Source organism: Paenibacillus sp. FSL R10-2199 (assembly GCF_038000235.1).
In the GTDB taxonomy this organism is placed as follows: Bacteria; Bacillota; Bacilli; order Paenibacillales; family Paenibacillaceae; genus Paenibacillus_AQ; species Paenibacillus_AQ phytohabitans.
Window position 1 is genome coordinate 1,127,291 of sequence record NZ_JBBOBO010000002.1, and the last position, 22,964, is coordinate 1,150,254.

Genomic DNA, 22,964 nt, shown 5'->3' on the forward strand with positions numbered 1-22,964 from the left:
GAAGCCTGGAAATACCGAGTCTATTGTTAGATTAATGAATGAGCGGAAGCGAAATCACGAACCGGGTTCCCTCATTCAGCCGGCTGCTGACAGAGATGCAGCCTCCATGATTCTTGATGATACGGTCACTGACCGAGAGTCCTAATCCCGTACCATTCTCCTTCGTGGTAAAGAAAGGATTGAACAGCCTATCCAGTGTGCAGATATCCATGCCCTTGCCATTGTCAGAGATAAAAATCCGCACCTCTGTTCCTTCTTTGCGCGCTCCGACCTCTATTCTGCCCATGGAATCATCCGCTCTCTCCGAGATCGCTTCCATAGCATTCCGAATCATGTTTAAGACGACCTGCTTCATTTGTTTCGTGTCTCCGGAGATGAACAGATCTTCCTGAAGCACCTGCAGATTAATCTGGCAGCCCTTCATCAGAGCTTCACTCTCCGTAAGCAGAACGACTTCCTTAAGGAGCGCCGAGACAGGAATCATACTGACCTGTGGCACCGAAGGCTTGGAGGAAGTCAGAAATTCATGAATAATGTCATTGGCACGATCAATCTCAGCCAATATAATCTTCGCATACTCCTCCTTGCCGAGCAGGTGAAGATGGGGATGCAGCAATTGAATAAAACCCCGGATCGCAGTCAGCGGGTTGCGGATCTCATGAGCAATTGAAGCCGATAATCTGCCGAGCATCGCCAGACTGTCGTTCTGGTATGCTGTCTGTTCAATCAGCTTGAAGTCTGAGATCTCTTTGAGCGTGAACAGGTAGCAGCCCTTCATCTGCTCACCGCTGCAGAGAGAGGCGCGCCAGTAACGGCCATATTCATCTACAAATTCATAGCTTGGCTTACCTTTGACCACCATTTCACGGTAGCTCCGCAAAACGAGCTTCTTCTTAAAACGGCTTAGTTGAATATGGCTTATCAAATGAGTCAGGGTGCAGCCAAGCAGAGAATGACGGCCCAGCTCCAATATGCCGTACATCTGCTTGTTTACAAACGTCAGAACTCCCTCTTCATCAAAAAGCAGAATCCCGCTGTCGATATGCTCCAGTACATCCTCATATGTAGTATCCATCGGTCCGGATTGAAACGTTCTTGCCGGTAAAAGCAAGCTTTCCTGATATTGGCTTATCACGATACGAAGTTCCCCCTTTTACTGCAATTGACGAAGACGCTTAAGCGACATCAAATTACTATGTATATGAGTATATGACGAAGCCGCCAGAACATTCGGAAATCGTATTATATTATCCAACCGTTTCAACTATATTCCAATCATATCCAAGAGAAGAAGACAACGCAATCGGAGAAACTGTCGAATGATAAAAATATTCTTAAAATGATTCTTAAGACACATTAAATATCGTTAGAATGTTTCGTTTCCTGCAAATACAATGAAAAGAGCCTCCGCATTTCGCGAAGACTCTCCTCTTTTATGACATTGCGTGGAAGCATTAAGCTCGGTATTCAGGCTTTCTGCTGCAGCCGGTGGCGCCGCTGACTCATAACCGCCAGACGCTTCTTCAGTTCACGTTCCCATTTGGTATCGCCAATTTGTTTGGCTACGGCCAGCAGGTCAAGCGACATGTCGATTTGGCTGCGCACAATAGCGAGCGGATCCTCGCTCTCCATATTTATCACATTCTCGAAGATTGCTTCCTCATCTTCCATTACATAATCCTGGAAATCAACATCCGTAACTCCGTCGCCATGGGCATATTCTGCCAGGATTTCATATTCATTTTCGACTTTATAATGTACCTCTACCCGGTGGCATACCGGACAAAAAAGCAGGGGAACATTATGGACTTGCGTGCGATAATGCTTTAGGGTCCCCTTAGTTCCAACCATACTCGCTCCACAGCAAAAGCTCATTTTTGTTCACCCTCCTTGATTTTTTCCGTTGAATTCCTATTATTATATTACACAATGGCAGGAGAGATTCCTCTCCTTGAAGCTATATATTAACCTTTACGCCCATTTTCAAACGGCTTGTCCGCTAAGGATGGGCCGTTTTGGTGCAAAAAACCCCCTTGCCGGGAAATACTCCCGCAAGGAGGTTCTCTTCGTATATCAAAGATCGCAGCTGATGAGGACCGGCAGCTTACAGATTCTTGTCGCCCGGTTTCCAGTTCATAGCGCACAGCCCGCCGGATTGCAGGGCCTGCAGTACACGCAGAGTTTCTTCCACACTGCGGCCTACATCATTGTGGTTAACCACTTGATATTTCAGTTCGCCGTCAGGATCGATAATGAACAATCCGCGGAGTGCGATACCTTCTTCTTCGATCAGGACGCCGTAATCGCTGGCAACCTTCTTCGTGATATCAGACGCCAGCGGGAAGTTAACCGGACCAAGGCCATTCATATCCTTAGGGGTTGTCAACCAGGCTTTGTGGCTGTGGATGGAGTCGATGCTCACACCAAGAATTTCTGTATCGAGTTCTGCGAAATCAGCCGCAGCATCACTCAGTGCTGTAATTTCGGTCGGACATACAAATGTGAAATCAAGCGGATAAAAGAAGAATACAAGCCATTTGCCGCGATAGTCGGACAAGCTAACCTTACCGAAATCCTTACCGTCGCCCGTTACTGTCTCCATGAAGAAATCAGGGGCTGGTTTACCTACCAAACGTTCTGCCATTGCTTAAATCCTCCTTTGATTATGTAAGAAAAACAACTACGGTGCCGTTAGCCGGTGCAATATGCTTTTCTTGATTTTGATGGGATGGTTACATTGTTGCTGCTACAGAACAAATGTTATCATCGTACAAAATCAAAGTCAATATTACATTGATTACTTTTTTATAATTATTATAAATAAGCAACATTTTGTGAAGTTTTTCTTCTTTCTGCGTCAAAGGAGGGCATATGTGGTAGAACTAGGCTTTGCGGATAGCGGCAACAATCAGATCGCCCATCTCTGTAGTACTGATTGCCTTGCTCTTGTCTACAGCGATATCGCTGGTCCGGTGGCCGGCATCGAGCACCTCAGCGACAGCTGCTTCTATGGCAGCCGCTGCCTCTTCGTAGCCGAAGGTCATGCGGAACATCAGCGCAAGCGACAGAATCGTCGCGATCGGATTCGCGAGCCCCTGGCCGGCAATATCAGGCGCAGAGCCGTGTACCGGCTCGTAGAGGCCGTAGCTGCCTTCTCCCAGTGAAGCCGAAGCCAGCATACCGATGGAACCGGTCAGCATCGCTGCTTCATCACTCAGGATATCTCCGAACATATTCTCAGTAACGATGACATCGAAGCTTGAAGGACGGCGCAGCAGCTGCATTGCACAGTTATCCACCAGTACATGCTCCAGCTCTACCTGCGGATATTCCGGCGCCAGTCTGTTCACTACCTCACGCCAGAGGCGCGAGGTCTCCAGGACATTGGCTTTATCGACACTGGCCAGCTTATTGCGGCGTTTGCCGGCAATCTCGAACGCCTGGCGTACAATGCGCTCTACTTCTGTTACGTTGTATACGCAGGTATCCACAGCTTCTTCCCCGTGTTCACCCTGACGGCGCAGCTTCTCACCGAAATAAATACCGCCTGTCAGCTCACGCACCACCATCAGGTCCGTGCCTTCCAGTACTTCCGGTTTCAGCGTTGAAGCATCCTTCAGGCAGTCGAAGACAACTGCAGGACGCAGATTGGAGAACAGACCCAGTGCTTTGCGGATGCCCAGCAGGCCCGTTTCCGGACGCAGCTCCTTCGGATTGTTGTCCCACTTCGGTCCGCCAACGGCTCCCAGGAGTACGGCATCTGCACTGCGGCAGATTTCCAGCGTATCCTCCGGCAGCGGTGTTCCCCGCTCGTCAATGGCAATCCCGCCGAAGAGGGCATGCTCCGTTTCAAAAGCAAAGCCGAACACTTCTTCCGTTCTTTTCAATACTTTTTCCGCTTCTGCCACAACTTCAGGTCCGATACCGTCCCCGGCAATTACGGCGATTTTCTTAACCTCGCTCATTCCTGTCACTCCTTAGGTAGTCCTGCTGCTCGCAGACATAGTTCTTCTGTATATTGTTGTATCATAACAACAGACAAAGGACAAAGATATAGATTCTATTGAACTGATAGGCGAAGCCTATAGGAGTACGGTTACCGTATCTTGCACTGATAAAAACTGCACCGCAGTTTGCTCTTAATTCTTAAGTTGTTTACAATTAGTATGCAATTGTTGTATATAACCGTTAGTCCATCTTAATGAGGGAGTGATACTAAGGTGCAATATACTAAGCTTGGCAAGTCCGGTATGAAGGTTAGCCGCCTCTGTCTGGGAACGATGAATTTCGGGCCGATTACCGACGAGAAGGAAGCCTTCCGCATCATGGATGCTGCGCTGGACGCCGGAGTCAACTTTTTTGATACTGCTAACGTGTATGGTTGGGGTGAGAATTCCGGCCTGACCGAGACCATTATCGGGCGTTGGTTCAAGCAGGGCGGCGGACGCCGTGAAAAGGTTGTGCTCGCCACTAAGGTCTATGGCGCAATGAGTGACAAGCTGGATGGTCCAAACGATGAGGCCGGCCTCTCTTCCTATATTATCCGCAGGCACCTGGAAGCCTCTCTGCAGCGTCTGCAGACCGATCATGTTGAACTCTACCAGATGCACCATATCGACCGCAACGTGTCGTGGGACGAGCTGTGGGGTGCCTTTGAGCTTGCTGTCAGCCAGGGCAAGATCGGTTATGTCGGCTCCAGTAACTTTGCCGGCTGGGATATTGCCGTAGCCCAGCAGGAAGCGAAGGCCCGCGGGTTCCTGGGTCTGGTATCGGAGCAGCATAAATACAGCCTCACCTGCCGTCTGCCGGAGCTGGAGGTTCTGCCTGCTGCCCAGCATCTCGGTCTTGGAATTATCCCGTGGAGCCCGCTTGACGGGGGACTCCTCGGCCGCAATGCCTTGAAGAAGATCGAAGGCAGCCGGAGCGGGGGCAATTCAGAACGTGTAGAGCAGCATAAGAGCCAGCTGGAAGCCTTTGCGGAGCTGAGTCTGGAGCTGGGCGAACCGCAGGATAATATCGCACTGGCCTGGCTGCTGGCCAATCCTGCGGTGACGGCTCCGATTATAGGACCGCGTACGCTGGAGCAATTCGAAAGCGCGCTGCGCAGCCTGGAGATCGTCCTGGACGAGTCCGTGCTGAAACGTCTGGATGAGATTTTCCCGGGACCCGGCGGTGCTGCTCCGAAGGCTTATGCTTGGTAAGCAGAGTTTAAGAAGCCATATCTGATTCGTATTCTGTTCTATACCAGGTCATAGAAAGAGCTGTTCACCGGCAATTATCCGGTAAACAGCTCTTTGTGCAATTTATTGTGCGGTGTCCACCGTCACAGAACCATTGCTGGTGGACAATGTAACTTCATGGGTTCCGCTGCCAAGCACGGCTGTTCCATTGTCATCATCGCCGTCCCAGGTAACATTCCCTTTAAGCGAACCATTGCTCGTATCCGCATGGATTGTCGCATCCGTAACAGCCGGCAGGCCCACTACAATCTTGCCATTGCTGGATTTCAGCTCCCAGTCGCCTGTCACCGCAGAATTGACCGTAATCTTGCCGTTGCTGCTCTTGGCAGATAAGGAACCGTCGATATTGCCCAGTGTAATCGCCCCGTTCGAGCTGACCAGCTCCACTTTACCCTGTATATTCTGCACGGTTACTGTACCATTGCTGGTGTGAGCCTCCACGCCTCCGGTAATATCATGGATATCCATTGTCCCGTTGCTGGTGTCCACATCCATGCCTGCTGTCAGACCGGCAGCTTCGATGGATCCGTCGCTGGTCTCTACCTGGGCGGCTAAATTCCGCGGGATGCTAACATTCAGGTAAGGAGCTTTGACATTAATTCCGAACTGGATGTTCGCGAGCCAGCCGGAATCTCCTTCCAGCTCCATGACAAGCGTGTCGCCTTCGGTCGTCACTTTCCATTTACGCTCTAGTGCGCTTGCTGCTTCACTGTCCGTATTGCCCGGCAGCTCCAGCTTTCCTTCATATTCCAGGGTGTTTCCTTGTACGCCTTCAATCTTAACCTTGCCGTCAGGCAATTCAATCCGTACATTCTTAATTTCCTGATTCACTTCTACCGTCCCGCTTACCGGGACAAGCGTTGTATTGCCCAAGATACTGCTCAGCGAGCCGCCAGCCAGCACCGTCTGTGCCCCGCTTGCCGCGACAAGCACGATAATCAGCACAATCGCCCAGCCGCTCACACGGCTCTTGACATCCGATTTAATGAAGAGCCTAAGCAGCATCTCCAGCCCGAACAGAATAAGCAGTGCCGGCCAGATATAGCCCAGCGCCTCGTAAGTGATTACATCGTACTGGGCAAGTACTACAATGACCCCAATCACAATGCAGCCTATTGCGGCGGTAAAGCTGCCGATTTTCCATCTCCCCATAATTCATTTCCCCATTTCACTATACTTTAGAATTGTTCTTCAGCATTCTCAGTCCATATCCGATCAAGGCAAGAGACAGCACGATCGCCCCGATGTTCATGTCATTGAGTATTCTCCAGAGGGTTGGAAATACCGTAATGAGCATTAGCATAATACCCGCTATGACACAGCCTATGCCTACCCATACCGGATTAACATCATCATGCGGATACACCGGAGGTGCCGGCATTCCCATAGTCCAAGGTGCCCCGAAGCTGTCCGGATGGAACATCATCCGCTCATGCTCAGCCGCAGAGAGCTTCATCCAGGCCGCTTTTTGCAGCGCATCGAATAGTTGATAGAACCAGAGTGCTGCCAGCGCGAACGGAAATACGGTGGGCATCGACGGAATGAACATAATACACAGCGATGCTCCAAGCATATACTCAAGACCCAGTTTTTTAAAGCCTAAATACATATGGCCCAGTCCCGGAACCATCGCCAGGAGAAAAGTGAGCCAGCGTCTTTTCTTAATCATATAATACCCTCCTAAAAGTTTTGCGGAACATCCGCTTCTTCGAACTCTCTTTACAGCAAAACTGCTTCGAAAGCATCTGCTGAGTTTTGCGGAACATCCGCTTCTTCGAAATCTTCTTTGCAGCAAAGCTGCTTCTATCGTACGCAGGTTTTAATTAGTATGAATTAGCCGGAATAGCCCCTGCGGATTGTTGGATTATTTGCCTTGAGGGCCGAACCAGGCGCTGACTGAAGTGGACATTTGCCCATTAATTTCGGTAATGCCGTAGGCAAGGTGTTCGAACACACCGAACTGCAGCAGGAGAAAAGTCAGCCCCACGGCAACGCCATAATGCATCCAGGAGGTTCCCGGGGCGGTACGCCGTCTGGACATCGTTGCTTTAATCACCCGTTCCCTGCGGCCATTCTCCATACGGTCAATCTTAGCCATCACATCCGCTGTAAGATCAGGGAAGTCCATAGGCTGCATTGCTTCCTGGCCAAGGCCGTCCAGCCCGGCTTCCATCTCATTCCACAGCGCCGCGAGACCGCGTGCCTCTTCCAGCCATTGCGCGCAGTCGGGACAGGACTCGGCATGCAGGCGGATTGTCTGCTGCGCCTCAGGCGGCAGCTGGCCATCGATATAATGCGGCATCCATTCTTTTACTGTTGCACAATTCATCGCCATTCCTCCCCGCTTTTGCGCATCATCTGTCTGGCCCGATACAGCTGCGATTCAACCGTTTTGACCGAAATCCCTTTCTGATCGGCAATCTCCTGATACGAGTGTCGCTGAAAATAGTACAGCTGCACAACCGACCGGTACGGCTCTGTCAGACTGTTCAAATTCTCATCGAGCTCCTGGGAGGCTTCCTTGCGGAGCGCCGCCTGCTCAGGCGTTTGCGAAGTCACCCAATCATTCTCCGTGTAGTCCGCAGTGCTCCGGTGCCGCCATTCCCGGTCATTGGCCCGTTTCCAGTCCAGACAGGTCCGGTAAGCAATCCGGTACAGCCATGTGGAGAATGAAGACTGTCCTCTGAAGGAGGGAAGAGCCTTATAGGCCTTGATGAAGACTTCCTGGGCCATATCCTTGGCCGACTCGGCTTCTCCTGTGATTTTGATGCATACACTGTATACCATGCCCTGATAGCGTGTCACCAGGTGCCCGAAGGCCTGATGCTCTCCGCTGAGCACAGCAGTAATCCACTCCGTCTCTTCCAAGTAATTCTTCCCTCCTTCAGTTACATAACGTTAGACGCCGGGCAGGCTGATCCCCCTGCAGGACATGCGAAATTTTTAAAAAATAATTTTTGCAGTCTATTTTACTTTACTATATCCTACATGGGGCTTATCCTCTACAGAAAGGGAATTCCTTTTTCTTGTCGAATTCATTTATCATCATGGCTAGGCAGCATACAAATAGAAACGGCTGCTCCTCCTTAAGAGGATGGTATGCGTTTCAGTGATAAAGATAAGGAAAGCGGTGGACAGAAATGATTCGAGCTATGCTAGTGGATGATGAACGTCTTGCACTTATAAAACTTCAGCTCATGCTTGAAGAATTAACGTCAGTACAGATCCTTGCCGCCTTTACAGACCCTTATGAAGCGGTAAAAGCAGCACCGGAGCTGGACCCTGAAGTTATTTTCCTGGATATTGATATGCCCGAGATGAATGGAGTTCAAGCTGGTGAAATCCTGCAGAATCTTTGCCCCCGTGCCAAAATCATATTTGTGACTGCATACAATAACTACGCTGTAGATGCTTTTGAGCTAAACGCACTTGATTATGTATTGAAGCCGGTAAGCAGAAGCAGGCTGGTGAAGACTATTCAGCGTCTGGAGGAACGGATCGAGCTGGAGCCCGACAATAAAATTACAGATCATCAAATCATGATCCGCAGCCTCCAGTCCCTGCGTTTCGAGCGCGGCGGACAGCCGCTAAGCAATATTCGCTGGCGTACCTCGAAAGCCCAGGAGCTGTTTGCTTATCTTTTTCATAACCGTAACCGGTTTGTCAGCAAGGACAGCCTGATCGATCTCCTGTGGCCTGATTTCAATCTCAAAAAAGCCTCAACCCACCTGTACACTACCATTTATCAGGTAAGGCAGTGCTTGAAGCAGGGAGAAATCGATCTCCCCATCAATAATGTCAGCGGCGGAGAAGGCTATACCCTGGAGACCGGGGGCGCTTTAATTGACAGCTACGAATGGGAGAAAGGCCTTCTTACTCTGGAGCCGGTCAGCGCAGGCAATATTCAAGAGCATCAGCGTCTGCTGGATTTCTACACTGGTGATTATTTGGCCGACTACGATTATTTGTGGGCTGAGAGTGAACGTCAGCGGCTCCGGACGATCTGGCTGCATCATGCGCTGAGTCTGGCAGCGTTCTATATAGAGACCAGCAAACTCCCGGAGGCTGTTACGATATATCAGCGTATTGTCCGTCTTCAGCCTTACTTCGAACAGGGATATTTCGGGCTTATGAAAACGTATGATATCATCGGTGAACGCTCAGGGGTCGAGGAGCAATATAACACGATGACAGCTCTTTGGAACGGGGAACTGGGGATTGGCCTGCCGGCAAATATAACCCGCTGGTACGAGGAATGGAAGCAGCATAATTTCAGAAGTCTGTGAATTAATCTTATTCTTCTGCTGAATATAAGAACAAGACAACCCGCCCGTAGCATTTGCTTCGGGCGGGTTGTCTGTATACCAGTATAACCTTATTTATGCTATCTCTGATTACTCCGGTTTATTGCGTGTCTTGAATCTGCGTGCCAGGATAATCCCCAGAACGATCAGTCCCCCACCCATCAGATACAATGGGAGCGGGCTTTCTTCCCCTGTCTTAGGGAGATCTCCAGGCAGGCCATCTTCACCGGAGGTTGTATCAGTTACCGTACCTGTCGGCACCTCGTCAACACCCACCTCAATAATGATATCCTGATCATTGCCGTCTTCATCCGTTACAGTAATGGTGAACTTATCCTTTCCGGTATATCCCGGATCAGGAGTATAAGTCCATTTGCCGTCTGGTGTAATGACTACTGTACCATGTGACGGTTCCACACTAATGCTTGGAATGCCGCCCAGCGGAATCTCCCCATCGATTGGAATATCCTCAACAGTCGTTGCTGACGTAGCCTGTGGCGTCGGTGCGCTGCTTACTGCAGGTGCAGTAGGACTTAAGGTCGCTATTGGTGTAGGTCCCGGTGTAAACGTCACGCCAGGTACTCCTGTTGCGGAAGGACCTGGTGTACTAGTTACACCTGGCGTTACCGTACTAACCGGAGTAGGTGTTGGAGTAACCACCGGGTTCGTTCCGGGTGCTCCTGTCGGTGCCGGTATGTCTTTATTCGTAATTGGGGCCAGCACCTTTTGTACCTTCGAATCAATGATGATGCTGCGCTCCGTTGAATCCAAATAATAGCCGGTTGGAGCCACGGTTTCCTGCAATGTGTATACTCCAAGCTTCAAATCCTTAAATTCAATCTCACCATTCACGTTGGTAATCCCAGTTGCCACTACGCTCTTGCTGGAATCATAAAGCTTAAACTCAGCCCCGGCGAGCTTTCTCGCTGCGTTACCTTCGGCGATCTTAACGAGCTTGATTGAACCCAAGGTCTCTTGGTTTGTGATTGGTGCCAGCACCTGCTGTACCTTTGAATTAATCGTAATAGTGCGCTCCGTTGGATCTAGATCATATCCCGCTGGAGCCTTTGTTTCCTCCAGCGTGTACGTACCCAGCTTCAAATCATCGAATACAATTTCACCGTTCGCATTGGTAGTTTTCGTTGCTACAACAATCTTGCTGGAATTCGTGAGCTTGAACTCTGCTCCGGCAAGCTTTTTCGTCGCGTCAGCAGCGTCTACCTTGATGAGCTTAAGTGAACCCAGGGTTTCCACGTTCTTAATAGGAGCCAGCACCTGCTGGGCCTTCCCGCTGATTGTGATGTTATGCACTGTCCCATCAAGATCATATCCGGCCGGAGCTTTGGTTTCCTCCAGTGTGTACGTACCCAGCTTCAAATCATCGAACACAATTTCACCATTCGCATTGGTAGTTTTCGTTGCTACAACAATCTTGCTGGAATTTGTGAGCTTGAACTCTGCTCCGGCAAGCTTTTTCGTCGCGTCAGCAGCGTCTACCTTGATGAGCTTAAGTGAACCCAGGGTTTCCACGTTCTTAATCGGTGCCAGCACCTGCTGGGCCTTCACAGTGATTGTGACGTCCTTCGGCGTTGAATCCAATTCATACCCGGCCGGAGCCTTTGTTTCTTCCAGCGTGTACGTGCCCAGCTTCAAATCATCGAACACAATTTCACCGTTCGCATTGGTAGTTTTCGTTGCTACAACAATCTTGCTGGAATTCGTGAGCTTGAACTCTGCTCCGGCAAGCTTTTTCGTCGCGTCAGTTGCATCGACCTTAACAAACTTAATCGAGCCGATGGTTTCTATATTCGTAATCGGGGTCAGAACAAGCTGATCCTTCGAAGTAATTTTGACATTGCGTACCCTTGCATCCAAATCATATCCGTAGGGGGCCTTGGTTTCCACCAGGGTATAGTCCCCAAGATTCAGATCTGTGAATTCAATTTCACCATCGTTATTCGTAACACGCGTTACCGCCACATTTGTGCTGGTACTCGTGAGTCTGAACTCTGCTCCGGCAAGCCTCTTATTCACATTATTATAATCTACCTTACTTATCTTGAGTGAGCCCAAGGTTTTGGTGTTCTTGATTGGGTCCAGCACCAGCTGATCCTTTGAATCAATCTTGATAGTACGCACCGCTCCATCCAGATCATATCCGGCCGGAGCCTTGACTTCCTCCAGTGTGTACGTTCCAAGCTTCAAATCATCGAATACAATTTCACCATTGGCATTGGTAGTCCCTGCCGCAACCACAGCATTGCTGGAATTGTATAATTCGAACTTTGCTCCTGAGAGCTTCTTCGTTCCGTCCGCTGCATCCACCTTTATAAGCTTAAGTGAGCCTGTGGTTGCTTTATTGGGGATTGACGGCAGAATCTGCTGTACTTTCGAATCAATCTTGACATTACGCACCGTTTCATCCAATTCATACCCGGTTGGAGCTCCGGTCTCCTTCAGTGTATAGTCTCCGAGCTTCAAATCATTGAATACTATTTCACCATTGGCATTGGTAGTCGCAGTTGCCACCATAGCATCGCTGGAATTGTAAAGCTCGAACTTCGCTCCGGCCAGCTTCTTCGTTCCGTCCGCCGCATCTACCTTAACAAGCTTGAGCGAACCCAAGGTTTCTTTATTCGTAATTGGAGCCAGCACCTGTTGTACTTTCGAACTAATTGTGATGTTGCGCACCGTGGAATCCAAATCATATCCGGCCGGAGCCTTGGTTTCCTCCAGTGTATATGCTCCAACCTTCAGATTATCGAATATAATTTCACCACTGGCGTTAGTAGTTGCCGCTGCCACCATTGCATTGCTGGAATTGTATAGCTCGAACTTCGCTCCGGCAAGCTTCTTCGTACTGTCAGCTGCATCTACCTTAACCAGCTTGAGCGAGCCCAGAGTTGCTGTGTTCTTGATCGGTTCCAGAACCTTCTGCACATCCGAGTCGATCGTAACGCTCTGCTTTGTTGAATCCAGTTCATATCCGGCCGGAGCAGCAGTTTCCTGATAGGAGTAGGTTCCGAACTTCAAATTACTGAATACAATTTCCCCGCTGGCATTGGTAGTAGATGTTGCCACTAGAGTATTGCTGGAATTGTATAACTCAAACTTTGCTCCTGCAAGCTTCTTCGTTGCATCATCTTTATCTACCTTTATTAGTTTAAGCGAACCTTGAAGTGCTTCATTAGTAACCGTCACAGCATTTTGTTGAGCCGGATCAATAGTTACGGGAACACTATTACCATTAAGCTTATATCCAGCCGGTGCTTTAGTTTCTTTGTATGTGTAGCTTCCTCCCATTAATTTCGTAAAAATCACTACGCCGTTTGCATCGGTAGTTCCCGTTCCTACCAATTTATTTGCTGCATCATACAGTTCAAACTCTGCACCTGCAAGTTTTTTGGACGAATCATCCTGGGCAACCTTAGTCAGCTTGAGCGAGCCGTTATAATCATTCGTAACGGTCAGCAGAACAGGTGTAGAAGAATTAATGGTTACTGTCCGCGCTGTAGTATCCAGTGCATATCCGGTGGGTGCCTTTGTTTCCTTTAGAACATATTTACCGGCCCGCAAATTAGTGAACTCCAGATTGCCAGCTGAATCACTGGTTGCTTTCACTGTATCCTTCAGTTCTGTACCTACAATACGACCCAGGGAGAACTCAGCACCCTGAAGATTTTTAGTTTGGTCTGCATTTGTTTTCAGCACCTTAAGCGAGCCTTTCACACCGCTGCCCGTACCTCCGGTATCAACAATGGTGAAGCTTTGGGTGAATGGAAAAGGTTTACTTACCTGCTTGGCACCCATTCCGCTAAATGCAACATTATTGGTTACAGCTACAGTTCCTACTGCTGTAATAACAGACTGATACTTGAGAATATAGGGTTTGGTAATGGGGTTCGTAAACGCCAGCTTAAAGATGTCTACCCCGCTTGGGTTTGTGGTGAATTGGAGCGTATAATCTGTACCCTGAACTAATTTCGTGCCAGTCTCAGCAACTGTTCCAGCCGCGTTAACTGTAGTATTAAAGACCTGAAAACTTGCAGGCAATAACACCTGATTGGTACTCGGAGTATCTACAATCTCTGCATTGCTCACTGCGGATTGGTTAGCGTTAATGGTCATCGTCCAATTTATTAACGTTTGATCTGAACTATCAACCACACCTGTTTTAGTTACATATTGTCCACCATTCGGTATAGTGAGGGGGGAATTCTGGAGCACTCCCGAGACTGCCGTGCCCTGCGCATTATACAAGGTGGCTTTATTGGTGAGAGTCCCCTCGCTAACATCTCCTGCTATAAATTCTGTTTTGAAAACTACATAAAAGGCATAATTAATAGCTTTCTTAAATTTAACCTTCAGCTGAAGTCCATCGGCAGTTACACTTGCATCATAATCAGCAGGACTCACAGGATCTCCCTGTTCAGGATTTCCACTTGCATTGTAATTTAACTCATATACCTCTACAGTCCCAGTATCTCCTCCAGCCATCTGTTGGCTTGCCGGAAACGTGTCAACTAGTTCTGCACCTGCAGCCAGTTCTCTTTTGTTATAATTGGCTCCAACTTTCCAGGTGGTTCTCTTGCTGGCTGTATCGTACGAGCCTTCCTTGAATCCATTATTCTTGACTTTAACGTTCGGATCAAAAGTAGCTGAGGACGTCTGTGCTGGTGTGCCAACAGCCTTCTCTTGCCATACAACCGAGGCAGTGTTAGTGAAAGTAGTTGCGTTAGTTTTCAGCTTGTAATAATCGAAATTGGTACTGTAAGTGATCGTATACGCCTGAGTGATGGGTTTTAAAAATTTAATTTCGAAACCATCATTTGTTTTGAAGTCACTATTTCCCAGATTGGTAATCTCATAATCGGTACCCTCAACCAGCGCAGGAGAAATAACCGGCTTCCCGATCAGCTGCAATCCGGCATTTCCGAATTTATCAGTCAATACCAGATTGGTCATTGTTTTTTTGTCTTCATTAATTTTAATCGTCCATTTAACGGTTTTGTTCCAATAATCTATGTTTGACGGTGATTGTTTAGTTAAAACACGTTGGGTAAGCGAAGTCGTAGCTGTTACGGGCACCCCGTTATAGGTGACTGTATTCGTAACATTCCCGGTAGTATAGACGCGGTCTGCTACCTTTGTTTTGTATACAATCCGGTAGGCAGACTGTATGTCGTTAATGAATTTAAGCTCAAACCCAGCTTTGGAAGTAGTGTCAGCCAGTTGGGTTACGGTATAGTCCGTACCTAATATCAACTTTGCGCCATCATCCGTACCGTTTCCGTTTTGATCCAGCTTTACTTTATAAATTTCCATTGATCCGGCAACATAATCCTGAGTGATGTCGAAAGTATCGGTTAGAACAGCTTTATCCGCTGTTATTACCTTTTCATTATAGTTATATTTGATTTGCCAAGTAATTTCCTCTGAAGTTGAATTATAACCCAAAGATGATTTTTCCAGCGTTTTGCCCAAGTTAATATTAACCTCTGCAGAGGCAGTTTGAGGTGAGCCATTAGCAGTCAGTGTAGCTGTATTATTAAACTTTGTTTGCTCTGTAGTACTTATGTTCTTGGTAGTAAACTTTATCCGGTAGGCTTCATTTATTGAATTATTGAATCTCAGATCCAATTTGGTCAGATCGCTTGCGGTCGTGTCATAGAGTGCAGAACTGACCTGCCCGCCAAGGGTTAAGTTTCCTTTAACATCCACCGTCAAGGCATATACAGCAATAGAAGCCGGGTCCAGCTCCAAGCCTGTCTGCATGGGGTCCGTAATTACAGCATTATCAAGTTTGTTCAAAAGCGTATTTACATCAACCGTCCAGTCAATACTGCTGGCATTATATTTTTGCGGCATGGGTGTTCCGGTTTTGGTGATAGCTTTGCCGTTACTGGGTTGAACCTGGAGTGTAATTGAGTTATTGGCATTTCCCGCTATCGGAAAATGGAGCACCTGCGTTGTGCTGCCGGTAACTGTAGTTGAGCTTAGGGTGGATTCAACCCAAAAAGTTCCTTTTATATCCAATAGCCCTTCAATATTTTCATTAAAAACAAATACGACTTTATTATCTGCACCTACAGTATAAGTACCAATTCCATTAGCGAATTCACTATTAACCAGCGTACCGGAGTACGTTTGATTAATTTTTAATTGGGAAGGAAGGGTGTACGTGTACGTAGCGCCTTCGTCATACTTTGCATCCGGAAGCTCATAAGTCAAATTCAGCTTAACCATAGAATCCAGCTTGTACACACTATCCGTAACCTGCGTCCCATTTTCGTATACCGAGAGTGTTACAGTTTTAACAATATCTTCGGTAATTTCTGTGTTCATTGCATCCGCATTGACATTGGTGAAGAAACCCATTGCATTAGCGAATGATGTTATAAACAGTATTATTCCAAGCCCCAGTGCCCATTTTTTCTTTTTCATTAATCTCAAGACCTCTCCCTCTTTCATATGTATAATTTGTTCTTACATCAGTCGTGGAATGATCAGATAAGACATTAGAGCAGTGACATGAACAATTTCTGAACAGCTAAGTAATTTCTCCATTTCTCACTCCAATTTCCTATAAACCGCTTAGTATTGACAAAGAAAGTGCCAAAAGGTGTGATTATGACAAGATAAATTGTAACTAAAGTCACTGATAAATCACTGACAAACGGCTGATAAACTCATAAATCCCCCTAAGAAAAACAAAAAAGCCATTGGGCCAGCAGAATGTTCTGCTGGCCCAATGGCTTAAACTCAGGTTTTACTTTAGTGGAAAGCTTCTATATATACCGTTTTAAAGGCTGGCTTGGTCGGCCGGGAGCAGCGTCTTACGCTTCTCAATCAGCTTGTTAAGTGCATCCAGATAGGCTCTGGCACTCGCTTCCAGGATATCGGTACTGAGTCCGCGGCCCTGCGCTGCGATCTCGCCTTGGGACAGCACAACATGAACCTCACCCTGTGCGTCTTTACCTCTGCTGACTGCCTTAATCGAATAGTCGCCCAAGGTGACTTCCTCACCAGTAGCCTGATCAATGGCGTTATAGATCGCGTCTACGGAACCATTACCCTCGGCAACTGCCACAATCGGCTGCGGCTCCTGCCCGTTAATAATAACTTTGGCCGTTGGCGTAGCTTCATTACCATAAGTCACATATATTGTCTGCAGGCTGAAGGTCTCCGGTGTATCGATCAGCTTCTCTTCCAGAAGAGCCAGAATATCCTCATCCGAGACTTCCTTCTTCTTGTCCGCCAGATCCTTGAACTTGGCAAAAGCGGCATTCAGCTCTTCCTCCGGGACGTCATAGCCCAGATCACTGAGCTTGTCGCGGAAGGCATGGCGTCCGGAGTGCTTGCCCAGCACCAGCTTACTTTCTTTGAGGCCGATCGTTTCAGGTGTCATGATCTCGTAGGTGGTCTTCTCCTTCAGCATGCCATCCTGATGAATACCAGATTCATGCGCGAAGGCGTTGGCCCCGACGATGGCCTTATTCCCGGGCACTACCATCCCGGTCAGCTTGCTGACCAAGCGGCTGGTACGGGATATTTCCGACAGGACCAGTGAAGTTTTGGCGTCAAAAAATTCGCTGCGGGTCTCCAGCGCCAGCGCTACCTCTTCAATAGCCGTATTTCCTGCCCGCTCACCAATGCCGTTAATGGTCCCTTCGATCTGATCCGCGCCATTCTGAATGGCAGCAAGCGTATTGGCGGTAGCCATCCCCAGATCATTATGACAATGTGCACTGAGCTGTACCCGTTCGATATCCGGCACCGTATCCTTCAGGAATTTGAAAATCGCTCCGTATTCCGAAGGATTCAGATAGCCCACAGTATCAGGGATGTTCACCACATTGGCTCCTTCACGGATCGCCATCGACACCATTTCAGCCATGAAATCACGTTCTGTCCGGCCGGCATCCTCCAAAGAGAACTCCAGCTTGGGGAAATATTTCTTGGCATAACGGATAGCCGACTGCGCAGTTTCCAGTACCTGTGCTTTATCCATACGGAGCTTGTGCTGGCGGTGAATCGGTGATGTAGCAAGGAAAATATGAATACAAGGATCCTGTGCTCCCTGCAGCGCTTCCTTAACCGCATCGATATCACTCTCTCTGGAACGGGAGAGGCCAATCAAAGTGACGTTCTTTACGGCTCTGGCCACTGCGTTAACCGCAGCCAGATCTCCGGGCGATGCCGCAGGGAATCCGGCTTCCATCCGGTCAATTCCCAGCTTCTCCAGCTGATAGGCGATTTCCACCTTCTCGCGCGTGTTGAGGTTCACACCCGGTGACTGCTCTCCGTCACGCAGCGTCGTGTCGAACACATATATTTTCCGCATGCTGAGCACCTCCTGCAAATTGTCCATAAATCCCCAAATGCGGCTCGCAAAATTACGGCCGCATCTGAGAATCACCTATGGTTCATGTAGTCTTAAGTATATGTCCTATTTCTTAATCCAGTGCATCATTTCACGCAGCTGGCTTCCTACCACTTCTACCGGATGAGCGGCTTCGTTGCGGCGGGTAGCTGTCAGGAAGGCACGGCCGGATTGGTTCTCAAGGATAAAGTCGCGGGCGAATTTACCTTGTTGAATATCGGACAGCACTTCTTTCATTGCTTTTTTGGTTTCATCCGTGATGATGCGTGGTCCGGTTACATAATCACCGTATTCAGCTGTGTTACTGATGGAATCGCGCATAGTGGCAAGTCCGCCTTCATACACCAGGTCCACGATCAATTTCATTTCATGCAGACACTCGAAGTAAGCCATCTCAGGAGCATAACCGGCTTCTGTCAGTGTTTCGAATCCGGCTTTGATCAGTGCAGATACACCGCCGCAGAGGACAGCTTGTTCACCGAACAAATCTGTTTCTGTTTCTTCGCGGAAGGAAGTTTCGATAACTCCTGCACGGGTACAGCCGATACCTTTGGCATATGCTAGTCCGATCGCCTTGGCATTACCGGTTGCGTCCTGTTCAATGGCGATCAGGCCGGGAACTCCGAAGCCTTCAACATAAGTACGGCGAACCATGTGACCCGGGGACTTAGGTGCTACCAGCAGCACGTCTGCATCCTTAGGAGCAACGATTTGACCAAAATGTACGTTAAAGCCATGGGAGAACATCAGAGCCGCGCCGTTCTTCAGGTTCGGTTCAATTTCATTCTTATATACGGATGCCTGTGTTTCGTCCGGCATGAGAATCTGCACTACATCTGCACGGGATACTGCTTCTGCTACAGACAATACTTCAAAACCGTCATTCTTGGCAGTTTCAAAAGATTTGCCTTCACGCAGGCCGATGACAACCTGAAGTCCACTGTCACGCAAGTTTTGTGCCTGAGCATGCCCTTGGCTTCCGTACCCGATTACTGCAATTGTCTTTCCTTTTAATACGCTAAGCTCTGCATCCTGTTCATAGTACGTTGTAACTGCCATTGTCAATATCCTCCTTTAATTTGGACCCATCGTAAAGAGCGGGTGCTTCAAGAGCGCGGTGTTTCCTTACCTATGCATTGCCGTGCTCCTCAAGCCCCCGCTCTTTCGCGGGAAAGCCTAACCATATCTTAATAAATTAATGCAAGCAAGCAGTAATCCGTTAAAGCTGTAAATTGTGACGATCACGCATTACCGCGGATCATCGCCGTTACACCTGTTCGTGACAGTTCCTTAATGCCATAAGGCTTCAGCAGCTCAATCATAGCATCAATTTTCTGGGTCTCTCCAACCACCTGTACTAGTAAGCTTGTTGTTCCGATATCCACTACCGAGGCCCGGAAGGTTTCGACAACACCCATAATCTCAGGCCGTTCAGCCGGATCAGCCTTGACCTTAATCAACGCCAGCTCACGGGCAACCATGGGCTTGGAGCCAAGATCAATAACCTTGATGACATCGATCAGCTTGTAGAGCTGCTTCTCAATCTGCTCAAGCGTATGCTGGTCTCCAAGAGTAACGATAACCATCCGGGACAGCCCAATCTCTTCAGACTGGCCTACAGTTATACTCTCAATATTGAACCCCCGGCGGCCGAACAGTCCGGATACCCGCTGCAGCACACCTGGCTGGTCATTTACAAGCACGGAAATCGTATGTCTCATCACCGCTATTCATCCCCCATCAGCATTTGATCAATGGTTGACCCTTGGGTTACCATCGGGTAGACATTCTCGTCTTTAGGGACAACGAATTCTACCAGGACGGGTCCAGGTGTTTCCAGGGCTTCTTTCCACGCAGCTCCGGCTTCCTCTTTATTCGTAGCCCGCAGACCCTTAACTCCGTAAGCTTCAGCCAATTTCACAAAATCCGGACTGCCGGCAAGATCGGTATAGCTGTAACGCTTCTCATAGATGAGATTCTGCCATTGCCGGACCATTCCCAGTACCTGATTGTTGATTACAACGATTTTGACCGGAATCTTATTAATCGCACAAATCGCAAGTTCCTGTGAACACATCTGCATGCCGCCGTCACCATTAATGGAGACTACCAGCCGCTCCGGATGTGCCATTTGCGCTCCGATTGCCGCAGGGAAGCCGAAGCCCATTGTACCAAGACCACCTGAAGTAATCCATGCGCGCGGGTGATTGAATTTGTAATATTGTGCAGCCCACATCTGGTGCTGTCCTACGTCAGTAGTAACAATTGCCTCGCCTTTAGTGGTGTCATTAATCATTTGAATTACCCATTGCGGTTTCAGCTCTGACTCTGAATCTTTATAACGCAGCGGCTGATCCAGCTTCCACTGGGCGATTTGCGTTCTCCAGGCATCCGCATTCGCGGCCCGCTTAACATCAGGAATCAGCATTTCCAGCACGGTTTTGACATCGCCAACGATTGGAATATCAGGCGATACATTCTTGCCGATCTCCGCCGGATCGATGTCGATATGAACAATCTTGGCTTTGGGAGCGAAACCATCCAGCTTACCGGTTACACGGTCATCAAACCGGGCACCAATATTAATTAGCAGATCGCATTGTTGAATCGCATTGTTCGCTGTATAGGTACCGTGCATGCCCGGCATTCCCATCCACAGATCCTCCGCACTCGGATAACAGCCCAGACCCAGCAGTGTTGTAGTAATAGGAATTTCTGTACGCTTCACGAATTTATACATCGCTTCATGCGCTCCGGAGTAAATGACCCCGCCGCCTGCAATAATGATCGGACGCTCTGCAGCAGCAATGGCCTTCACCAGCTTATCAAGCTGAAGCTTGTTAGGCACAGTGCGCGGGTTGTAGCCGCGAAGGTTAACGCCTTGCTGCTGAACCGGCGTGAACAATGTCTTAGCAGCAGATACATCCTTCGGAATATCAATCAGTACCGGACCCTTGCGTCCCGTATTCGCGATATGGAAGGCCTCATGAATAATTCGCGGCAGGTCTTCAACATCCCGTACCAGATAGCTGTGCTTCGTAATCGGCATCGTTATACCGGTAATATCCGCTTCCTGAAAAGCATCTGTGCCGATCAGGCTGGAGAATACGTTCCCGGTGATTACCACCAGCGGAACAGAGTCCATGAATGCAGTAGCAATTCCTGTTACCAGATTAGTTGCCCCCGGGCCTGAAGTAGCGATACATACGCCTGCTTTTCCGCTCGCTCTGGCATATCCGTCAGCTGCATGAATCGCTCCCTGCTCATGGCGTGTCAGAATATGTTTGAAATCATCGAATCCATAAAGAGCATCATAGATATAGAGTACAGCCCCGCCCGGATATCCGAATACAGTATCCACACCTTCCAGTACTAGACTGCGCAGCAGGACTTCGGAACCTGTAATCACCTCAGGATTTTTCCATTTCTCACGTAACTGCTCTATAGACCGCACTTCTTCCGGTAATTGCGCGCTCATCAGTATTCCTCCCTTCGATTGTTCACATTCATTATTCAAATGACAGGACGTCTTTTATACAACATTTAATATTGACGAACAGGCTGTAAATCCTCCCTATTCAACAAAAAAACCTCTCGCCTCCCACGCGCAGAATAAGCGCGTGAGGGACGAAAGGTTTAGCTTCCGTGGTACCACCCATGTTTGCATTACATCTCACGATGAAATGCCTTATCAGGATACAAAAATCCATCGATGTAGGCAGGGCCCAAATCTCTGTAACCTGAAGTCCCTAACGCGGACCAAACGATTCCCCCTAATAATTCCACCGCTCTTGCTGATGGACCTTTCAGGGAAACAGCTCCGAGGTGAGCTCGTATATAAGGGATTTTGGTGGAGGTTGCAGCAGTTCCTCTCACTCTCTGAACAAAAGAGCCCTTAAAACTTCGTCCTCTTCATCGCCGATACATGTATGTTCGTTAAAATGTTTAGACACATTATATGATTTCCTCACACGGTAAGTCAATACCCATCTTGCGGATATATATTAAATTCTTCACAAAATGTTGTTCTACCCTTACCGGAACGCCCACACCAGGCAGGGCATATGATGTACGACAATGCGTGGAAAGGGGGCATTTTATGATTCGTTACCGCAGACCCAAGCAGGATGACACCGTCATTTTTGACTTGATTGAAAAGCAGCTTGTCCCGCTATCCCATCTTCCACAGACGATTATCAATCAGGTCAGAAAAGATCTGCCCCGCCGTCTGGGGCAAGGCGTTACTCTCGTGGCTTGTCCTGACTATGAGAGTGATCCGCTGGGGTTCGTACACTTTATGCTGCATGGAGATTTGTTATATATCGATATGCTCGCCATTGCGCCTAATGCAAGGCGTAGGCGTTACGGGAATATGCTGATGGACAGAGCGGAGCGGTTTGCACTATCACGTGCATGCCGGCGGGCAAAGGTTTCTGTGGATACCGGGAATACAGCCGGTCTTGCCTTTTATGAAAAACTGGGCTACAGCGTAGCCCGTTATCAACCGCAAAACTACTGTTATGAGCTTGAAAAACAGTTCATCTGATGAACTCAGGCTGTTCTACAGCTTAAAAGAATCCAATAGGTGGGACACCATAACCGGAACCTGGACCATAACCGCCGTAAGGACCGGGAACAGGCCCTGGGCCATAGCCATAACCGCCTCCATATGGGGCACCGCCATAGCCATAGCCTCCACCGCCATAGCCATATGGAGCCGTACCTATAGCCAGCAAATCAAACAATACAAGCGGAATCAATGCTTTGGTTTGTACTTTTTTACCACTGATACGCTGTAGAACAAGACGGTTGCCCGAAACACGGAGTAACTTGCCCATCACCTTGGAGCCGTCTTTTTTTACTGCAACGATATTTTTACCCACCAGCTTCATGACTTGTTTTTTCGTAACCGGCTGTGCCATAATATCCCTCCTAATGAGTTTCTTAAGCAGTCTATTCGCCTCGGCCGGTATTTGCCTGTACATCTGTCCTGCCCGAATCATGAAGGAGCAGCATCACCGCTAACAAAAAAACGCA

Annotated in this window: 17 protein-coding genes; 3 read left to right on the forward strand and 14 right to left on the reverse strand. The window is 48.5% G+C overall.

The genetic code is table 11. The features are described 5' to 3' along the window. Positions 1-31: 31 nt before the first annotated feature. The 4 genes from NYE33_RS32675 to leuB all read right to left on the reverse strand — a co-directional run bounded on the left by NYE33_RS32675 (position 32) and on the right by leuB (position 3,965). Positions 32-1,135 (reverse strand): ATP-binding protein, encoded by a 1,104-nt coding sequence (locus NYE33_RS32675; RefSeq protein WP_042134493.1) that lies wholly within the window; start codon positions 1,133-1,135, stop codon positions 32-34. A 332-nt stretch (positions 1,136-1,467) separates the two neighbouring features. Next, positions 1,468-1,875 (reverse strand): hypothetical protein, encoded by a 408-nt coding sequence (locus tag NYE33_RS32680; RefSeq protein ID WP_039301477.1) that lies wholly within the window; start codon positions 1,873-1,875, stop codon positions 1,468-1,470. A 229-nt stretch (positions 1,876-2,104) separates the two neighbouring features. Continuing rightward, positions 2,105-2,644 (reverse strand): peroxiredoxin, encoded by a 540-nt coding sequence (locus NYE33_RS32685; protein ID WP_039301479.1) that lies wholly within the window; start codon positions 2,642-2,644, stop codon positions 2,105-2,107. Positions 2,645-2,882: 238 nt separating this feature from the next. Further along, entirely contained in the window at positions 2,883-3,965 is a 1,083-nt protein-coding gene (leuB, locus tag NYE33_RS32690; RefSeq protein WP_039301483.1) for a 3-isopropylmalate dehydrogenase, read from the reverse strand. Positions 3,966-4,220: 255 nt separating this feature from the next. On the opposite strand from leuB, the gene NYE33_RS32695 reads away from it, so the two are divergent. Continuing rightward, a complete protein-coding gene (locus NYE33_RS32695) occupies positions 4,221-5,201 on the forward strand; it encodes an aldo/keto reductase (protein WP_042134491.1) in 981 nt (326 codons plus the stop codon). A 102-nt stretch (positions 5,202-5,303) separates the two neighbouring features. Here the strand turns inward: NYE33_RS32695 and NYE33_RS32700 are convergent, their stop codons facing one another. The 4 genes from NYE33_RS32700 to NYE33_RS32715 form a co-directional block, all read right to left on the reverse strand. Next, positions 5,304-6,392 (reverse strand): DUF4097 family beta strand repeat-containing protein, encoded by a 1,089-nt coding sequence (locus NYE33_RS32700; RefSeq protein ID WP_341069471.1) that lies wholly within the window; start codon positions 6,390-6,392, stop codon positions 5,304-5,306. A gap of 19 nt (positions 6,393-6,411) precedes the next feature. Next, positions 6,412-6,909, reverse strand: a complete 498-nt coding sequence (locus NYE33_RS32705; RefSeq protein ID WP_039301491.1) for a hypothetical protein — start codon at positions 6,907-6,909, stop codon at positions 6,412-6,414. 195 nt (positions 6,910-7,104) lie between these two features. Continuing rightward, positions 7,105-7,569, reverse strand: a complete 465-nt coding sequence (locus NYE33_RS32710) for a zf-HC2 domain-containing protein (protein WP_042134489.1) — start codon at positions 7,567-7,569, stop codon at positions 7,105-7,107. Beyond that, the gene (locus NYE33_RS32715) at positions 7,566-8,108 is read right to left on the reverse strand and encodes an RNA polymerase sigma factor (RefSeq protein ID WP_076248693.1); all 543 of its coding nucleotides are present in this window, start codon (positions 8,106-8,108) and stop codon (positions 7,566-7,568) included. Before NYE33_RS32715 ends, NYE33_RS32710 begins: the two co-directional genes overlap by 4 nt. 272 nt (positions 8,109-8,380) lie before the next feature. On the opposite strand from NYE33_RS32715, the gene NYE33_RS32720 reads away from it, so the two are divergent. Then, positions 8,381-9,526, forward strand: coding sequence for a response regulator (locus NYE33_RS32720; protein ID WP_081969863.1), 1,146 nt, complete (start codon positions 8,381-8,383; stop codon positions 9,524-9,526). Positions 9,527-9,634: 108 nt separating this feature from the next. Here NYE33_RS32720 and NYE33_RS32725 read toward each other — a convergent pair whose 3' ends face one another. The 5 genes from NYE33_RS32725 to ilvB all read right to left on the reverse strand — a co-directional run bounded on the left by NYE33_RS32725 (position 9,635) and on the right by ilvB (position 21,405). Continuing rightward, entirely contained in the window at positions 9,635-15,988 is a 6,354-nt protein-coding gene (locus tag NYE33_RS32725; protein WP_341069474.1) for a SpaA isopeptide-forming pilin-related protein, read from the reverse strand. A gap of 358 nt (positions 15,989-16,346) precedes the next feature. After that, a complete protein-coding gene (locus NYE33_RS32730) occupies positions 16,347-17,888 on the reverse strand; it encodes a 2-isopropylmalate synthase (RefSeq protein ID WP_039301498.1) in 1,542 nt (513 codons plus the stop codon). A gap of 105 nt (positions 17,889-17,993) precedes the next feature. Then, complete coding sequence (gene ilvC / locus NYE33_RS32735) at positions 17,994-18,986, reverse strand: ketol-acid reductoisomerase (RefSeq protein WP_039301500.1); 993 nt, start codon at positions 18,984-18,986, stop codon at positions 17,994-17,996. Between the two features lie 182 nt (positions 18,987-19,168). Next, on the reverse strand, positions 19,169-19,648 hold the full coding sequence (gene ilvN / locus NYE33_RS32740; RefSeq protein WP_039301592.1) for an acetolactate synthase small subunit: 480 nt from the start codon (positions 19,646-19,648) through the stop codon (positions 19,169-19,171). A 5-nt stretch (positions 19,649-19,653) separates the two neighbouring features. Then, positions 19,654-21,405 carry a biosynthetic-type acetolactate synthase large subunit gene (ilvB, locus tag NYE33_RS32745; RefSeq protein ID WP_341069477.1) on the reverse strand — a complete coding sequence of 584 codons (1,752 nt, stop codon included), beginning with the start codon at positions 21,403-21,405 and terminating at the stop codon, positions 19,654-19,656. Between the two features lie 621 nt (positions 21,406-22,026). On the opposite strand from ilvB, the gene NYE33_RS32750 reads away from it, so the two are divergent. Then, positions 22,027-22,473: a GNAT family N-acetyltransferase gene (locus NYE33_RS32750; protein WP_039301506.1), complete on the forward strand. Its 447-nt coding sequence runs from the start codon at positions 22,027-22,029 to the stop codon at positions 22,471-22,473. Positions 22,474-22,495: 22 nt separating this feature from the next. Here the strand turns inward: NYE33_RS32750 and NYE33_RS32755 are convergent, their stop codons facing one another. Then, entirely contained in the window at positions 22,496-22,849 is a 354-nt protein-coding gene (locus NYE33_RS32755; protein WP_341069479.1) for a hypothetical protein, read from the reverse strand. Positions 22,850-22,964: the final 115 nt, after the last annotated feature.